Below are 16,009 nucleotides of genomic sequence, written 5' to 3' on the forward strand. Positions count from 1 at the left end.
GCCTGCAGTCACTGTCTAAGCATTGACGGCGCCGATAATCTCCTGTACCGAAGCACAGCCATGGCTGTCGAGCCAATCGTTGATACCGGTCTTTACCTTGTAGGCGATGGCGGGGTCTATGAAGTTGGCTGTGCCTATCTCTATGGCTGTGGCTCCAGCCATAAGGAACTCGATGGCATCCTGGGCCGAAGAGATACCGCCAAGTCCGATGACAGGTATCTTGACGGCACGTGCCACCTGCCACACCATGCGCAGGGCAACAGGCTTGACGGCAGGACCGCTCAGTCCGCCGGTACCGATACTCAGCTTGGGGCAACGGCGCTCGGTGTCGATGGCCATACCCATGAGAGTATTGATGAGCGACACGCTGTCGGCGCCTTCAGCCTCACAGGCACGGGCTATCTCGGCAATATCGGTCACATTGGGCGATAGCTTTACGATGAGCGTCTTGTGATAACGCTCGCGCACGGCCTTGACCACACTCGTGGCGCCGGCGCAAGTCACGCCGAAGGCCATTCCACCGTCCTTGACATTGGGGCAAGAGATATTGAGCTCGATGGCAGGTATCTTGTCGAGGGCGTCGATGCGGGCGGCACACTCGGCATAGTCTTCGGGCGTACTGCCGCTGACGTTGACAATCATCCGCGTGTCGATATCCTTAATCTGCGGATAGATGTGGGAGCAGAAATAATCGACACCCTTGTTCTGCAGCCCCACACAGTTGAGCATACCCGAAGCGACTTCGGCCATACGGGGATAGTCGTTGCCCTCGCGTGGACGCAGGGTGGTTCCTTTGACGATAATGCCGCCAATCTCATGCAGAGGCACGAGGTCGGCAAACTCCAATCCATACCCGAAAGTGCCCGATGCGGTCATTACCGGGTTGGAGAGTTCCAGGTTATTTATCTTTACATTTAGACTTGCCATAACAGTTTCTTAATATTTAACACCGGACCATCTTTACATACACACAAATTGCCCTCAATAGTCTTCTCTACACAGCACAGACAAGCACCCAGACCACAGGCCATCATATTCTCCAGCGACACCTCGCAGCTTACGTCGTGCTTGGTGGCATAGGCGGCTACAGCCTTCATCATCGGCTTGGGGCCACAGCAGGATATCTGGTCGAAATGCGTGGTCTGCAGCACCGAGTGATTGGTGACAAATCCGCGCTCACCATAGCTGCCGTCTTCGGTGGTGACATAGACATCGCCCAGCGCCTCGAAAAGCTCCAACTGGAGCAGGTCGGTCTTGGTGCGAGCGCCAAGAAGGAACGAGGGACGGCCGCCCATCTTCTTTATCTCGGCTCCGAAATAGAGCAGAGGGGCCACACCCACGCCGCCGCCAACCAGAAGCAGACGCTTGTCGGCAGTGTCGGGCATGGTGAAGCCATTGCCCAAAGGAAGGACACAGTTGAGGGTATCGCCGACATGGAGCTCGCCCATCTGGCGGGTACCGTCGCCAATACGGGCGACAAGGAGCCAAAGTTCGTTGGTCTCGGCATCAAAATTGTGAATGGATATAGGACGACGCAGAAAAGTATTGGGAGACTTTTCTACCTTCACCTCGACAAACTGACCAGGCGCCATAGGCGGCATGGCGTCCTGAGAAGTCAACTTGATGAGTACGTACTTCTCGTTGAGGTGGTCGATGGAACTTACGGTCAAGTCCAAGCAAGCCTTCTTCATAAATAGAGTTTTATAAGTAACACTGCAATTTGATGATGACACGTGAAGACGCCGTCAGGCGTCTCACGCGCGTACATATAATTATATGTTGCAAAATTACTTATTATTTTGCGAATAATCACTTTTTGGGTACAAAAGTTTCCCAGGTCTGGTCATCGTAGAAGATGCGAATTTCGGTGATATTGCGTTGTGTTTTGTAAATATTTTTCATCACTACAGCAGTGGGCTGTTGACCCTGCTGTGGGGCACGATTGACAGCCGATGGGGTGGGAGCCGTTTGAGGAGCGTCACCGAAATCGATAACCTGTTCACCGCCATCGGGAGCGGAGTCATGGCCCTGGGCAATGTCGCCGGAATGGTCTCCATACATCGAACCGTTGCCAAACATCAACCAGTCGGTAGAGATGGCAGGAAACTTTTTCTTTATCGCGTCGACAATGTTAAGGGTAGGGTTGGTACGACCATTGAAGATGCTGCTGAGGGTGGCGGGAGACAACTCGAGGGTGTTGGCAAACTCCTGTTGGGTCAACCTCTGGGCTTCCATAATCTGCTTAATTCTGTCCTTCATTTTCTGTTAATGGGTTTAAGAGGGCCAAAAATGGCCATTTTTATACGTTTTACAAAGTTAAAGCATTTTTTTAGAACAAACAACAAAAGTAAAGGATATTTTATGATTATGATTATTAAATCAGAAATTAAGATTATTGAAATCTGATTTACCTTTGTTGATACCGGAATTAATATTCATAAATCTATATTAGTTCCCATGTTTACATATATGTAATTCACTTGAATAAATACTGTCTTTAGATTGGTTCTCAGTATGATACATATTAACATGTGCATCTAAATCAGCGCTTAATGCGGTTCCGGTGCATAGTAATGGCGTCTTTTGGCATAAAATGATTTAATATATCGCAAATAATCGCTGTTTTTCATAGGTTTTGCGCTGATTTTTGGCGGTGCATAAATATGCGTTAGGTTTGTAGTTGTGAATGTTTTACATATTAATATTCATATCTAAATCACCCGTGATATTCATTGCGATAAATATCATAATGTTCAAATGTAAATTCATTAACTTCCGCTGTTTAGTTTATGTTTTTAGATTTACAAATCAATATGATAATAAAAGTTAAGACAACCTTTGCGACCACCCTGATGACCGAAAAAATCAAATAAATCGCATATTTCGAGCCATTGTCCAGCTCGTTTGCAAATATGCGAGTATTTTTGAGGGTATTTCTGCCTAAATAGATAATTTTCAGCCATTTAAGGCTAAAAAATAGTGGTTTCAAAACTTGCGAAAAACGGCCCAGAAAAGTCCAAAAACCGCGTTTTCAGGGCGAAATAGTGGCAAAAACGGTCAAAAAAGGCATCAAAAAGGGGGCCGAAGCCCCATTTTTGATGCTATAATGATGGTATGAAAAAACGGAAATCAGTGCATTATGAAGAACAGAAGTTCTTTGGCCAAATCGGAAGCCGTAGCCGAAACATTGCCCAAACCTTTGCTCCTTGCATCGACACTTTTTATCATGTGGATAATCTGCATTACCTTCATCGCATTGTAATTGCGCATGCCAGAGATGTACTCTTTTGCCGCCCAGGGAGACTTCAATCCCAAGAACGACGCCACCGAATTTTCATTGGTTCGCTCGGGAGCATAGAAGGCAATCATCAGATTTTGGAAATAATTAAAGAGCAGAGGCACGACTGCATACAGCGAACCAGCCTTGGGATTATTGTCAAAATAATTCATAATCTGGTTGGCCTTGAAAACGTCCTTGGCGACCACCGCATTTTTCAATTCGAAGATGTTGAAATCTTTGCTGATGCCAATTTGTTCCTCCACCACTTCCGGAGTAATCTGCCGGTTGTCCTCGGGAAGAGAGATGAGTACCTTGTCTACCTCTGAGGTGAGGCGTGCCAAATCGGAGCCCACATGGTCGGCTATCATCTCAGCCGCTTTGTGGTCGATGACCGCCTTCTGCATTTTGACATATCCTTCGACAAATGCCGGCAACTCGTAGTCGCGCTTCTTTTTGCTCTCAAAGACCACACCCTTGGCTTTGGCCTTGGCGACCACTCCCCTGTCGGCTTTGCCACCCTTGTAGCAAAGCACCAGGACGGTCGAAGGCACCGGGGCTGCAAGATACTTCTCCAGTCCGTCGCCACTCTTCATGCCCTGCGCTTCCTTGATGATGACCACGCGACGCGAAGCCATCAGCGGAAATTCGCGGGCCAAGTCGACCACCTGCGGAGCGGTGATATCCGAGCCGAACGCCACCACCTGATTGAAGTCTTTCTCTTCGGGCTGCAGCGCATGTTCCTCGATATACGCCGAGATTTTGTCTATAAAATAGGGTTCATCCCCCATCAAGAGATAGACAGGCGCAAAATTCTGCGCCACCAGGTCACGCATCACGGCTTCATAAGTGATTCCTGTTTCTTTTACTGCCATAATCGGTTGTTTCTGACCCCACAAGGCGCATGGCAGCACCCGGCAGCGTCGTTAATGATTGTGCTATCGTAGAGCCCAGCTTTTCGGCTTTCTTGTCCAGCAGTCGTCGCCCCGAAAATAAATCAACCGATTTGTTTGTTATTTCCACAGGTTTACACTACCTTTGTATGAAAGCGCGAGCCCTCTCATTCACCTACAAAGGTAATGTAAATCGGGCGCAATACAAAACAAATTGTTTTTTTTCCCCGTTTACCACTCTACAAACCATTAAAAAATCAGATAATATGCAATTAAATCTGCCCCCTTTTGATGTACGCATGGGAGGAACGCCCACCCAGCCCACCATCTTTGACATTCTGCGCCGCAAATATGTAGCGCTCACTCCCGAAGAGTGGGTACGGCAGCACTTTATACATTATTTAATAGAGTCCAAGGGCTACCCTGCCTCGCTGCTTGCCAACGAGGTCAAGCTGAAGATTGGCTCCAAGACGCTGCGGGCCGACAGCGTGCTCTACTCCACCCAACTCAGCCCACGCATGATTGTCGAGTACAAAGCCCCGCACATCAAGATAACCCAGCAGACCTTTGACCAGATCTTTGCCTACAACCTACTGCTCAAAGCCGACTATCTGGTGATGAGCAACGGCCTCTCCCATTACTGCTGCAAGCTGGATTCAGACAGCCAGAAGTACGTCTTCTTTGAAGACATTCCCACTTATGAAAATTTATGACAAAACGGCAAGAAAACAGCGGTAATTTTTCTTGACAGTTTTTATCTCCATTACCGCGCCAACCAAGCCCAAAAATCGCGTAATGACATTGCCCAAATCGGAGGACTAAGACAGTACCGCCGTGATGGTCATGGCCGACGCGCATCGTAAGGCACGTGAGTCCGCATCGTATGAAACGTGTGTCCGCATCGGACAAGACGCGCATCCGTGCCGTCCGACACGAGCCGGCAGCTATCATCCCAGCGCCACAGAGTATCATCTCCATACCCACCAAACTGACCTCCAACATCACTGCATAGCATCTCCCGCAGCGCAGAGGTCATCTCCAGCAACGCAAAGGTCATCTCCAGCAGCACAAAGGTCATCTCCAGCAGCACAAAGGTCATCCCCTGCAGCGCAGAGGTGGAATACGCCCGTACAGCCACATTGGTGCCCGAGTTAGAGCGTAAGATTTCTGTCAAGGAGAACGACATCGCCTTCTTGGCTGGCGAATATCCGCAGGTGATACACCGCTCCATTCTTCCCGAAGAAGTGAAGTTGCCCGAGTCACTGCCAGTGGGTCTCCCCTCCACTCTGCTGGAACGGCGCCCCGATGTGCGTGAAGCCGAGCAACGCCTGATTGCCAGCAACGCTGCCGTGGGTATGGCATTTACCAACCTCTTTCCACGCATCACTCTCACAGCCAATTACGGTTTGGAGAGCAAGCAAATGTCAGACTTCTTCAAGTCGCCCATTCACTACCTCGGCGCAAACCTGCTGGGGCCGCTTTTCGCTATGGGCAAGAACCGCGCCATGCTGAAAGCGCAGAAAGCAGCCTACGAGCAGGCCTGCTATGGATACGAAAAAGCTGTGCTCAGTGCTTTCAAGGATGCCCGCAACGCCATCGTTGAGTTCAACAAAATCAAGGAAATCTACGAGTCGCGCCGCGAGCTGGAACGCTCCTCAAAGGCTACTATGGAACTGGCGCAGTTGCAGTACATCAACGGTGTCATTGGCTACTTGGATGTGCTCGACGCCCAGCGTAGTTACTTCGATGCCCAGATAGGACTGAGCAATGCCATCCGCGACAAGCAAATCACCATGGTCAAGATGTATAAGGCACTGGGTGGTGGATGGTAGTTTAGGGAAATCATCAAAACTCCAAATATCTTCAAAGCCGTTTCAGCTATCAGTCTGAAACGGCTTTGATATTTCATCAGGTATGCCCATCACTATTGCTGTCTGCTAAAGAATTGGGCTTACCCAGGTTTTTTCCCGTCAGACAATGCTGCTGAGCGTACAAAAAATCCCTATCTGCTGCTTGCAGATAGGGATTGTTATGGTTATGAATGACGACAGGAGATTACTCTGCATCCTCAGTCTTCTTCTTACGGGTAGCGCGCTTCTTGGGCTTTTCCTCCACATCCTTCTTGATGCCTGCGAGTTCGCTGTCAATCATGATACGACCGCAATATTCGCATACGATAATCTTCTTGTGCATCTTGATATCTATCTGGCGCTGTGGTGGAATCTTGTTGTTGCAACCGCCACAGGCATCACGCTGCTCTACGGTGATACCAAGACCGTTACGGGCACTCTTGCGGATGCGCTTGAAACTTGCCAGCAGACGGGGCTCAATCTTAGCCTCGAGCTCGCGGGCTCTGGCCTTGAGTTTCTCCTCGTCGTCGCGAGTTTCCTGCATGATTTCGTCGAGCTCGCCACGCTTTTCAGCCAATGCCTCAGTGCGGTCGGCGATGATTTCCTTGGTCTGCTCGAGTTCCTTCTTCTTCTCGTCGATGCGAATGATGGCATCCTTTATCTTCTTGTTACAGAGTTCCACCTCGAGCGACTGGAATTCAATTTCCTTGGTCAGCGTGTCATACTCACGGTTGTTCTTCACGTCGTTGAGCTGCTCCTTGTATCTTTCGATACCTGCCTGTGCCTTGGCTATTTCGCCCTTCTTGGCAGTCACGGCACTCTGGAACTCATTGATGTCGCCTTCGATTTTCTCCACACGGGTCTTGAGACCTTCGAGTTCGTCGGCCAAGTCCTGTACTTCCAGAGGCAACTCACCGCGCAATGCGCGCTTCTCGTCGATAGCCGACAGAGTAACCTGCAGCTGATAGAGCGCCTGCAGCTTCTCCTCTACGGTCAATTCAGTAGGTGATTTTTTTACCATAATCGTATTAAAAATAAATGATGGGATTGGTGTCGATGGCCGAAATTTCGCATTTCACACCCTCACACTGCTCCTCTATGATTGTTTTGAATATTTCTGTCGTAAACTGTTCGCTCTGATAGTGCCCTATGACGGCAATCTGTATCTCCTGCTCGTGGCCGAAATACTGGTGATAGCTCATCTCGCCTGTGACAAAGGCATCGGCACCGCGGGCTATGGCCTCGTCGAGCATGAACGCGCCGGCACCGCCACACAGCGCAACCTTGCGTATGGGCCTGCGCAGCAACTGGTTGGCCATGACGCACTCTACGCAGAATGTCTGCTTGAGCATCTGGATGAAATCGTCGGCAGCCATAGGCTCGTCCCACTCTCCCATCACGCCCTCGCCACCTGCCACCATGGCGTCGGCATCTGCCGATGCGCCATGAGCCTCGGCCTGGCGGGTCTTGCCGATGAAACCTACGTGGCTGAGCCCCATCTTCTCGGCAATCTTAAAGTTGACTCCGCCCTGTGCGGCATCCATATTGGTGTGCATCGACACGATGACAATGTGATTGACAATAGCCTTAGCCACAACGCGTTGCACCATATCTTCGCCCGCTATACGCCGCAGCCGGCGGAAGATGAGCGGGTGATGCGACACGATGAGGTTGCAGCCCTTGCGGATGGCCTCATCCACGGTCTCTTCGGTCACGTCAAGACACAATAAAGCCCCTGAAATCTCCGCTTCTGTCAATCCTATTTGCAAGCCGGCATTGTCATAGTCTTCCTGCAAAGGCAGAGGCGCGAATCGTTCAAGGGCATTAACCACTTCTATAATTTTCACGCTAAATCGTAATATTTAGAGTACAAAGTTAGTGATTTCTTATGGAATAAAGCGCTTTTTCATAGCGCTTTAACTATTTATAACTATTTTTCCTGCCCTCTGCCACCTTGATGAGCATCAGTCCGATGCCAGTCCACACCAGTTCGCGCAGACGCACCAGCAGCGCCACAAAGATGGCGGCATTGGCGGTCATGCCCAGACCTGTGGTCGAGAGCAGGAATCCTCCCTCGCGTCCACCAAGCTGCAAGGGCATGAAAAAGAGCAGATTGGCAAGCAGCGAGGTAAATGCCAGTATCAGGATGCAGGCTCCATAACTCACCGACGGCGTGAGGACAAGCAGGATGAAGTAGATTTCGAGCGCAGAAAGTATGCGGCAAGCCAGCTCAAGGCTTACCGCCAGTATGAATGACGCCGGACGCTGGCCGTGGAGAGCCGTTATCTGCATGTCGATGGCGTCGAGCTGGGTCTTGTGGGTCTCGACAAACCGCCCTACCCTCGACTTGAGCAGCGGTATGTGACGCAGGAGCGCCATCAGCCTGTTGGCCAGTCCACGGCGATAACCGCTGAGAAAGAACCAGATGCCCAGTCCGCATCCCGCAGTGACCGCCGCCAGCATGATGGCCATGGGCAGATCTACGGGGTAAAGGGCTACAAAGAGCACCACCGACAGCAGCCAGAAGCAGAGATGGCTGAAGATGTGGGTCATGGCGTAGAGTATCACCGACGACGAGGCGCGCTCTGTGCCTATCCTCGGTGCCAGTTCCATGATGCGATAGGGCTCGCCACCCATCAGTCCGCCAGGCGTAGCGTAGTTGAGGGCAAATCCAGACACGGTGAGCTTGTAGAGCCAGGCAAACTTGACATTGCGGCTGTCGCCCTGCTGACTACGGATGATGGTAAGCCAAGAGGCGGTATTAAGCAGATACAGCAACGCCCATAATACCAAAATCACTGGAAACCAGTAGCCTGCCCGCTGCAGTCCGCGCCACACTTCGGCAAAGTCCAACTGTGACACCATCACGGCCAGCACCACCAGTCCAAAGACCAGGAAGGCGTTCTTGTATCTGCTCTTCATCTTCTACTTGTCAGCGCCGCTGTTCTCGTGCTTCTTGGGAATGGCAAATCTTACCTTCTCGCTCTCATCACGCTTCTCGTGATAGAGTTTGGGGAGCGGATTGGCAAGCGGCTCGTCGTACATGGCGCGGTTGCGATAGGTATCGATGGCCAGATAGATAGCCTGGCGCAGAGCGGTTTCATCGGCCTCGTTCTTGCCTGCGATGTCGAACGACGCATCCTGCAAGGGCTGCACACACACCAGTGGCAAACCGGAAGCTATCTCTACCCCACCTTCGGGCGTCTGTGCCAGGAATGGCGCCATACCCTGGTCGTGATACATGGCCAGAATGCCGTCGAAGCAGTCGTACATGCTGTTGCTGAAGAAGTGGTTGGCGGTATAGGGACCAAAGGCATTGACCTTCTGCTCAGCCAGCGCCTCGATGACGGGCTTGATGGTCTCCTTCTCTTCGGTACCGGGCTCGGGATTGAGGGCCAACACTGCCACACGTGGATTGGAGATGCGATAATCGCGCTTCAGCGTCTGGGCGAAGTTCTTGATAGTCTCTGTCAGCGTCTCGCGGGTTATGGCGTTGGCTATGTCCTTGACAGCCACATTGTCGGTCATGAGTCCGATGCGCATACGGTCGTTGACGAGTATGTTCATCGCCTGGGCATGCTCGGCGAAACACTCGGCTACGTAGTGCATCTGTCCGCGGAAGTCCAACCCGGCGCGCTTCATGCTCTCAGCGCTCACGGGGGCTGTCACCAGCACGTCGAAGAGGTGGTCGTTATAGTCTACCATCGCCTTGTCGAGCGCCATCAGCGCAGCATGGCCCGCCTCTTCGCTCGGTGTACCCAGCTCGACCTTGATTTCATCGTTGGTCACTGCCACCAGGTTTACCCTGCCGTCCTTGGCTTCACTGGCATGGCTTATCACGGCATAGCCCGTGGGCTCCAGGCCGAGGGCCTTGCGGTGGAAGGCGGCTGCCTTGGGCGACCCATAGATGATGGGGGTGCAGAGCTCGAGCATCTCTGGCTCTGCAAATGTTCTAAAAATAAGTTCGTATCCGATACCGTTGGTATCGCCGTGGGTGATGGCCACACGGATTCGTCTGTTGTCGTTCATATATATAATATTAATATGTGTCTACTCGTGCCTTATCTCTTCTATCTTCTTCGAGGTGCTCAGCAGTCCGCAGGCGGCATAGATGTCCTGTCCGCGGCTGGCACGGATGGTGGTAAATACGCCGTGACCGGTAAGATAGTCTCTGAACGCCTCCATGCGCGAGTCGTCGACTCCCCGCAGGTTGACCTCGGGTATCTGGTGGAAGCGGATAAGGTTGATGCGGCAGTCGAGCCCCTTGAGCAGCGTGATAATCTGCTGGGCATGCTCGATGCTGTCGTTGACTCCGTCGAAGACGATATACTCGAACGAGAGGCGGCGCTGATGGGAGAAGTCGTAGTTGCGCAGCAGCTCAACGACCTCTTCGATGCCCATACCCCGCTCGGCAGGCATCAGCTGGCTGCGCAACTCGTGGGTAGGCGCATGCAGGCTTATCGCCACATGGCAGTCGCTCTCCTCGATGAAGCGCTTCAGCTTGTTGCGCACTCCCACCGAAGACACCGTGATGCGCTTGGGGCTCCAGGCATAACCGTAGTCGGCGGTGAGCACCTGGGTGGCTCTCAGCACATTGTCGAGATTGTCCATCGGTTCGCCCTGGCCCATAAACACGATGTTGGTCAGCGTGTCGTGCTCGGGCAGCGAGTATATCTGGTTGAGTATATCGGTGGCAGTAAGGCTTCCCTCGAAGCCCTGCTTGCCCGTCTGGCAGAACAGACAGTTCATCTTGCATCCCACCTGTGACGACACGCAGAGCGTGGCGCGGTCGTGGTCGGGAATATATACCGTCTCCACAAACTTGCCTTCGGCTGTGGGGAAGAGATACTTGACTGTGCCGTCGACCGAGCGCTGCTCGTCGATGGGCGCACGGGCTCCTATCTCGTAGGCCTCGGCCAGCTTCTGTCTGTTGGCCTTGGATATATCTGTCATCTCGTCTATGCTTTTCACCTGACGCTGATAGAGCCACTTGGCCATCTGTCCGCCGGCAAAAGCAGGCATCCCCAATGCTCGAGCCACTTCCTTGAGCTCCAAGAGGGTCATGCCGAGAAGAGGTGTCTTGGTCTTTTCCATATCTGTAATTAATTAATGATGCAAAGTTACTACAAACCAAAGAGAAAACAAAGCAAGCGCGCTGTTTTTTATCGTCGCTGGCGCCAACGTGATGACTTTGGGGCTGGCGCCAGAGGCAAGGGTCTCACTATCTCGTGCGTTTGCCATAGCTGCAGGACACCGCCCTGCTGCCACGACAAAGGGCGTGCCGCAGACAGATGACTCTCTGTCGCCGGCACGCCCTTGACGCTATCGGTAGTGACGAATGGTTATTCGCCGTAGATTTCCTTGAGCTTGTTCAGCAGTTCCTTGCCACGCAGGTCGGAAGCCACAATCTTGCCCTGGGGGTCAACGAGCACATTGCTCGGAATGGAGCTTACGCCATAGACCTCGTTGGCAGCACACTTCCAGCCCTTGAGGTCTGACATCTGAGGCCAAGCCATACCCAACTGCTTGACGCCGTCCTTCCAACGGTCGAGCTTGTCGTCGAACGAAACTCCTACGACATTGAAGCCCTTGCTGGCATGGTAGCGATTGTAAGCCTCTACCACGGTAGGCATCTCGCGGCGGCATGGACCACACCATGATGCCCAGAAGTCTACCAGTACATACTGGCCCTGACCAACCCACTGGCTCAGTTTGACAGTCTTGCCGTCCATATCCTGCATGGTGAGGTCGTGGAAGGTAAGACCGGTACGGCGCTTCTCGAGTCCAGCCAGCTTGCTCTTGGCCTGCATCATAGCGGGATGGTTGAAATAAGCGGTTGCGGGGTCGCAGAACTCCTTGAGATGGTCGTAGTCGAACGAGTAGAAATACTCCAAGCCGATGACGGCAGGCAGCACATTGTCGCGGTTGTCGCGATAGAACTTATAGATTACCTCATTGCTCTCATTGTCAAGACGCTTCAACTCGGCCTCCAGCTCCTTCTGGCGCTCGGGAGTGGCCTTGCCAGCCTTCAGTTCGCGATCCATGCTGTACTGCTTGGACATACAGTCATTCATATAAACCCAGAATGCGGCAACACGCTCGTTGAGGGCAGAGCCCTTGTACTCGTTCTTGGTATAGTCGAGTGCGAGCGGAGTGCCATCGTTGATGAAGAACATCAGGTTGCGGTCGTCCTTGGTGAAGACTGCTACAGCGACGATGGCATCCTTGGGCGCCTTGCCGGCGATGGCGAACTTGCCACCTGCGCATACGCTGTCGGTATAAATCGTCTTGCCACGGCCATACTCGCCGACCATTGCCTTGACGGTTCCCTGGGGCACTACGCCTGAAACCTTGAACTCTACATCCTGTGCCATAGCTGCTACAGTGCATGCAAAAGCAGCCACGAGGGTCATCATGATTTTTCTCATTGTTGTTTTCCTCCTATTGATTAAAACTAAATAAGGTGCGCCCCTCAGCCTACAGGCGAGAGATACACCTTATTGTATATATACATCTTTACTCGGCGCGGTCATCCACGTTGTCGCCCTCGGTGGGAGCGAGCACGGCCTCGAAATCGGTGATGCCGTTGTTGACGAGGATATCATACCACTGGATGAGCTTGCGGATATCGCTGTCGTGTACACGCTCCTCATCGTAAGAGGGCAGCACCTCGGCAAAATAGGCACGAAGCTCCTTGCTTGTGGCCTTCTTGTAATGGATAGAGCAAGGCTTGCTCTGCTCCTTCTCGCCTACATTCTTGAGCACCTGCCACAGAGGGATATCCTCGGCATCGGTGTACATGGCTATATCGGCCAGACTGGTCACGCGGTCGGTGGCAAAAGCCGGCATACGACGGTGAGCGTCGTCAAGGGTTTCTACTATCAAGTTCATTTTACCACGCGAAACCAGCTTGTAGAGACCTGGCTTGCCTGAAATCGAAAGAATTGTTTCCATTGTTTTCTTTATAATCTGTTTATATTATTATTAATCTGACTGATTTGAATGTCTATATCCTGCACACCGTCGTTGACGATAACATAGTGGCTCAACTCGACCATACGCTGCTGGGGCATCTGCCGGCGTATCCACTCGAGTGCTCTGTCGCGGCTCACATGGTCGCGCGCCATGATGCGCTCCACTCTCAGGGGCTCTGGAGCGGTGACGCATATCACATGGTCGAACGCTATGCGCCTGTCAAATCCGCTGTCGAAGAGTATGGCGCTCTCGAGCCAGTCGTAGCCCGAAGCCATGAAGTCCTCAGCCACAGCGGGATGAACCACATCATTGACCGCCTGCTTGTTGGCCTCGCTCTGGAGCAGAAACTCTGTCAGCACATCCTTGCGGAGCTGTCCCTGGCTATAGACATCGGGGCCCACCAGAGAGATAAGTCCTTCGCGGATGGCTTGAGACTCTGCCATGAGCCTCTTGGCGGCGCTGTCGCAGTCGTAGACAGCGATGCCACGGGCTCTGAGCCGCTGGCACACATAGGACTTTCCGGCTCCTATACCTCCTGTGATGGCTATCTTCATTGCTGTTCGATGAGATAGTCAACCTTCTGGCTGACCAGATGGCATCGTGACACGTTGTGAGGATAAGCCTTGAGATGGAGCATGCACTTGTCTTGCGGATGGGCCTGCAGCTCGTTGTAGTCGGCCACCACCTTGAACTGGTCGGCCTTGACATTGCGGTACATGCTGGCTCCGATGGAAAATCTCACCCTGACCTTGGAGGGGAATGTGCGCAGCACCTTGCCCTCGGGCATATTGACTGCCGTGATGGGCACCTCTATGGTCTGCTCGGTGAGGATATCGGGATAGAGCACTATCTTGACCGTCGCCGGCACTGTCTTGACTCCCTTGACCTGCTTCAACTCCACCACCCGCTCTACGGTATCATTGAAATTGACGATGTTCAGATCGGCGGTGGTGACATACTTGATGCTGTCGAGCATGTCCTTGCGGGCATACACGGTCACCTTTTCGGGCATCACCTTCTTGCCGGCAAGATAGTAAGCCTTCTCGGGCTCAATCTTTCCTACCAGCTTGACCGGAACAAGTTTGGACTCGCCATAATTGAAGAAATACTCGATGCGGTCGGGCTTCACGCCGGTGACGCGCGACGAGCCAAACAGCTGGTTGAATGCTGCCTTGATCATGTCGGCCGAGGTGATGACGCCCTTGCCAGCCACCTTGTTGGCCGACGCCTCGAAATTGAAGTTGATGGGTTTCTGCTTGTTGGTCATATAGGCCAAGAGGGAGAATCCCTTGTCCCTTACCGTTACCGTGATAGAGTCTGTGCTCTGAGACGTGATGATTACGTTCTTGGGTATATTGGTAAGGTACACGGGAATCTTGAGTTCTTTCTCATAGCTCTCGTTGAGCGTCATCAGCAGCCAGAATGTGCCGCTGAGCGCGAGAAAGAACAAAAAAATCAAGAACTCCTTGTTGACGAAGCCGAACAAGAAGTTCTTGACATGTGCCATATTACGGTTCAGGTTCGTCATTTATGCCTGGCGCATGGGAGAATTGGCATCGGCGAATACATAGCTCTTATCGACTACGATGTTCACGCCGCGGGCAATCTCTACCTCTACCGTATTCTTCTCCAGATTGATATTCTTTACTGTGCCATAAATGCCACCACCGGTTACCACGTGGTCGCCGGCCTGCAGCGAGTTCTGGAAGTTGCGTATTTCTTTCTGCTTCTTCTGCTGTGGGCGAATCATAAACAGCCACATGATTACAAACATGGCTATCAGCATAATAATCATTCCCATACCGCCTCCGGCGCCTTGGCCCTGGGCAGCTAAGATAAGTGTACTCATATTAGTCTATTCTTATGTTTTGATTGTTGTTACTATTCTTCTATTATTATTTGCCACCGTTGCGATGGGCAGGCTCGATGGGCTTGAGCAGCTTGCCGGTATTGACCAGATGGCGGGCTATGCCGTCGAGCATACCGTTGATGTAGCTGCCGCTCTTGGGTGTACTGTAGAGCTTTGCCAAATCCACAAATTCGTTGATGGTAACGCTGATGGGGATATTGGGGAAAGTCATCATCTCGGCTATGGCTATCTGCATGATGACCACATCCATGTACGCCAGACGCGAGAAATCCCAGTTGTGACTGGCCTCGCTCATATAGCGCTGATAAGTATCGGCATTGAGGATGGTAGCGCGGAACAGCTTGCGTGCAAACTCGCGGTCTTCCTCGTCCTTGTATTCGGGCAGGAGTTCCTGGTTGCCCTTGTTGGCAGGGTCGAAGCGCTTGATGGTCTTCAGCACGAAGGTATCTACTATCTCTTTGTCGTCATTCCAATAGAGACTCTTCTCTTCCAGAATGGCATCGAGCTCGGCATTGTCCTGAATGAGCATCTTATAGAGCTTGCGCCACACTTCACGGTCAGCCTCATAAGAATCGTCATCGCTGTCCATATATTCCTTATATACTTCACTCTGCTCTATCTGATTGCACTTGCCGCGGATAAACTCCTTGTCGTTTTCCCAGGTGAGCTTCTTGTCTTCCAGGAAAGCGTTGAGCATCTTGTTCTCCTCGAGCTGGATGGCGAACTTGTTAAAAGCAAATTTGTTGGATGGTTTGTCTGTGCCTTCACGCTCCGCACGAGCTGTGAGAATATCAAATCGACGTCTTTCCTCTCTTGAAATCTCGACGATTAACAGCAACAGATAGTTGTAAAGGTCATAAGCCTTGGAGAGGCTAAACAACAACTCCTTTTCAGCATTCTCCATGTTCTTGTTGCCGTTTTGGTAGTAGGCGTAGGTTAACTGAACTACCTTAGTTCTAATCAATTCTCTGTTTATCATTCTCTAATAATAATTGGTGTTTCTTTTATTTTCGCTACAAAAATAGTCAAAAAACAAATTCTATGCAATAAAAACGCTGAAAATAAATGTTTTTTTAGAAATTCTTTGCATAATCCGAGGAAAAAGGCTACCTTTGCAGCGCTTTTCGCATCTCAGTGTGATGGC

The 16,009-nt window shown here is 51.7% G+C and carries 17 protein-coding genes and 1 pseudogene; 3 read left to right on the top strand and 15 right to left on the bottom strand.

Annotated elements, in window-relative coordinates; all coding sequences use genetic code 11:
* Positions 1-15: 15 nt before the first annotated feature.
* From CIK95_RS06315 to holA, 4 genes are all read right to left on the bottom strand, one after another.
* The gene (locus CIK95_RS06315) at positions 16-927 is read right to left on the bottom strand and encodes a dihydroorotate dehydrogenase (protein ID WP_022310777.1); all 912 of its coding nucleotides are present in this window, start codon (positions 925-927) and stop codon (positions 16-18) included.
* Positions 915-1,691: a dihydroorotate dehydrogenase electron transfer subunit gene (locus CIK95_RS06320; RefSeq protein WP_022310778.1), complete on the bottom strand. Its 777-nt coding sequence runs from the start codon at positions 1,689-1,691 to the stop codon at positions 915-917. Before CIK95_RS06320 ends, CIK95_RS06315 begins: the two co-directional genes overlap by 13 nt.
* A 118-nt stretch (positions 1,692-1,809) precedes the next feature.
* Complete coding sequence (locus CIK95_RS06325) at positions 1,810-2,259, bottom strand: helix-turn-helix domain-containing protein (RefSeq protein WP_094466554.1); 450 nt, start codon at positions 2,257-2,259, stop codon at positions 1,810-1,812.
* 870 nt (positions 2,260-3,129) lie between these two features.
* On the bottom strand, positions 3,130-4,152 hold the full coding sequence (gene holA / locus CIK95_RS06335) for a DNA polymerase III subunit delta (protein WP_094466555.1): 1,023 nt from the start codon (positions 4,150-4,152) through the stop codon (positions 3,130-3,132).
* A gap of 284 nt (positions 4,153-4,436) precedes the next feature.
* Here holA and CIK95_RS06340 point away from each other — a divergent pair, with 284 nt between their 5' ends.
* The 3 genes and pseudogenes from CIK95_RS06340 to CIK95_RS06350 form a co-directional block, all read left to right on the top strand.
* Entirely contained in the window at positions 4,437-4,883 is a 447-nt protein-coding gene (locus CIK95_RS06340) for a type I restriction enzyme HsdR N-terminal domain-containing protein (RefSeq protein ID WP_094466556.1), read from the top strand.
* Between the two features lie 170 nt (positions 4,884-5,053).
* Positions 5,054-5,182, top strand: coding sequence for a hypothetical protein (locus tag CIK95_RS13570; protein ID WP_256387330.1), 129 nt, complete (start codon positions 5,054-5,056; stop codon positions 5,180-5,182).
* A 97-nt stretch (positions 5,183-5,279) separates the two neighbouring features.
* Positions 5,280-6,002, top strand: a pseudogene (locus tag CIK95_RS06350) (TolC family protein); the annotation flags it as partial.
* Positions 6,003-6,225: 223 nt separating this feature from the next.
* On the opposite strand, the gene CIK95_RS06355 reads toward CIK95_RS06350, so the two are convergent.
* The 11 genes from CIK95_RS06355 to nusB form a co-directional block, all read right to left on the bottom strand.
* Entirely contained in the window at positions 6,226-7,041 is an 816-nt protein-coding gene (locus tag CIK95_RS06355) for a zinc ribbon domain-containing protein (protein WP_094466557.1), read from the bottom strand.
* Between the two features lie 7 nt (positions 7,042-7,048).
* Positions 7,049-7,867 (bottom strand): Nif3-like dinuclear metal center hexameric protein, encoded by an 819-nt coding sequence (locus tag CIK95_RS06360; RefSeq protein ID WP_094466558.1) that lies wholly within the window; start codon positions 7,865-7,867, stop codon positions 7,049-7,051.
* Between the two features lie 73 nt (positions 7,868-7,940).
* Positions 7,941-8,942, bottom strand: a complete 1,002-nt coding sequence (locus tag CIK95_RS06365) for a lysylphosphatidylglycerol synthase transmembrane domain-containing protein (protein ID WP_094385938.1) — start codon at positions 8,940-8,942, stop codon at positions 7,941-7,943.
* A 3-nt stretch (positions 8,943-8,945) separates the two neighbouring features.
* The gene (locus tag CIK95_RS06370) at positions 8,946-10,049 is read right to left on the bottom strand and encodes a PdxA family protein (RefSeq protein ID WP_094466559.1); all 1,104 of its coding nucleotides are present in this window, start codon (positions 10,047-10,049) and stop codon (positions 8,946-8,948) included.
* Between the two features lie 21 nt (positions 10,050-10,070).
* Complete coding sequence (gene rlmN / locus CIK95_RS06375; protein ID WP_094466560.1) at positions 10,071-11,114, bottom strand: 23S rRNA (adenine(2503)-C(2))-methyltransferase RlmN; 1,044 nt, start codon at positions 11,112-11,114, stop codon at positions 10,071-10,073.
* Positions 11,115-11,362: 248 nt separating this feature from the next.
* Complete coding sequence (locus CIK95_RS06380) at positions 11,363-12,448, bottom strand: TlpA disulfide reductase family protein (protein WP_254046434.1); 1,086 nt, start codon at positions 12,446-12,448, stop codon at positions 11,363-11,365.
* A gap of 88 nt (positions 12,449-12,536) precedes the next feature.
* Complete coding sequence (locus CIK95_RS06385) at positions 12,537-12,974, bottom strand: DUF5606 domain-containing protein (protein WP_022310795.1); 438 nt, start codon at positions 12,972-12,974, stop codon at positions 12,537-12,539.
* An 8-nt stretch (positions 12,975-12,982) separates the two neighbouring features.
* Positions 12,983-13,549, bottom strand: coding sequence for a dephospho-CoA kinase (gene coaE, locus CIK95_RS06390; RefSeq protein ID WP_094466561.1), 567 nt, complete (start codon positions 13,547-13,549; stop codon positions 12,983-12,985).
* Positions 13,546-14,523, bottom strand: a complete 978-nt coding sequence (locus tag CIK95_RS06395) for a YbbR-like domain-containing protein (protein WP_094466562.1) — start codon at positions 14,521-14,523, stop codon at positions 13,546-13,548. The genes coaE and CIK95_RS06395 overlap by 4 nt, the downstream gene beginning before the upstream one ends.
* On the bottom strand, positions 14,524-14,844 hold the full coding sequence (gene yajC / locus CIK95_RS06400; protein ID WP_022310798.1) for a preprotein translocase subunit YajC: 321 nt from the start codon (positions 14,842-14,844) through the stop codon (positions 14,524-14,526). It lies immediately after the preceding gene.
* 46 nt (positions 14,845-14,890) lie between these two features.
* Complete coding sequence (gene nusB, locus CIK95_RS06405) at positions 14,891-15,844, bottom strand: transcription antitermination factor NusB (RefSeq protein WP_094385929.1); 954 nt, start codon at positions 15,842-15,844, stop codon at positions 14,891-14,893.
* Positions 15,845-16,009: the final 165 nt, after the last annotated feature.

It is taken from the genome of Prevotella sp. P5-108 (genome assembly GCF_002251385.1).
Lineage (GTDB): Bacteria > Bacteroidota > Bacteroidia > Bacteroidales > Bacteroidaceae > Prevotella.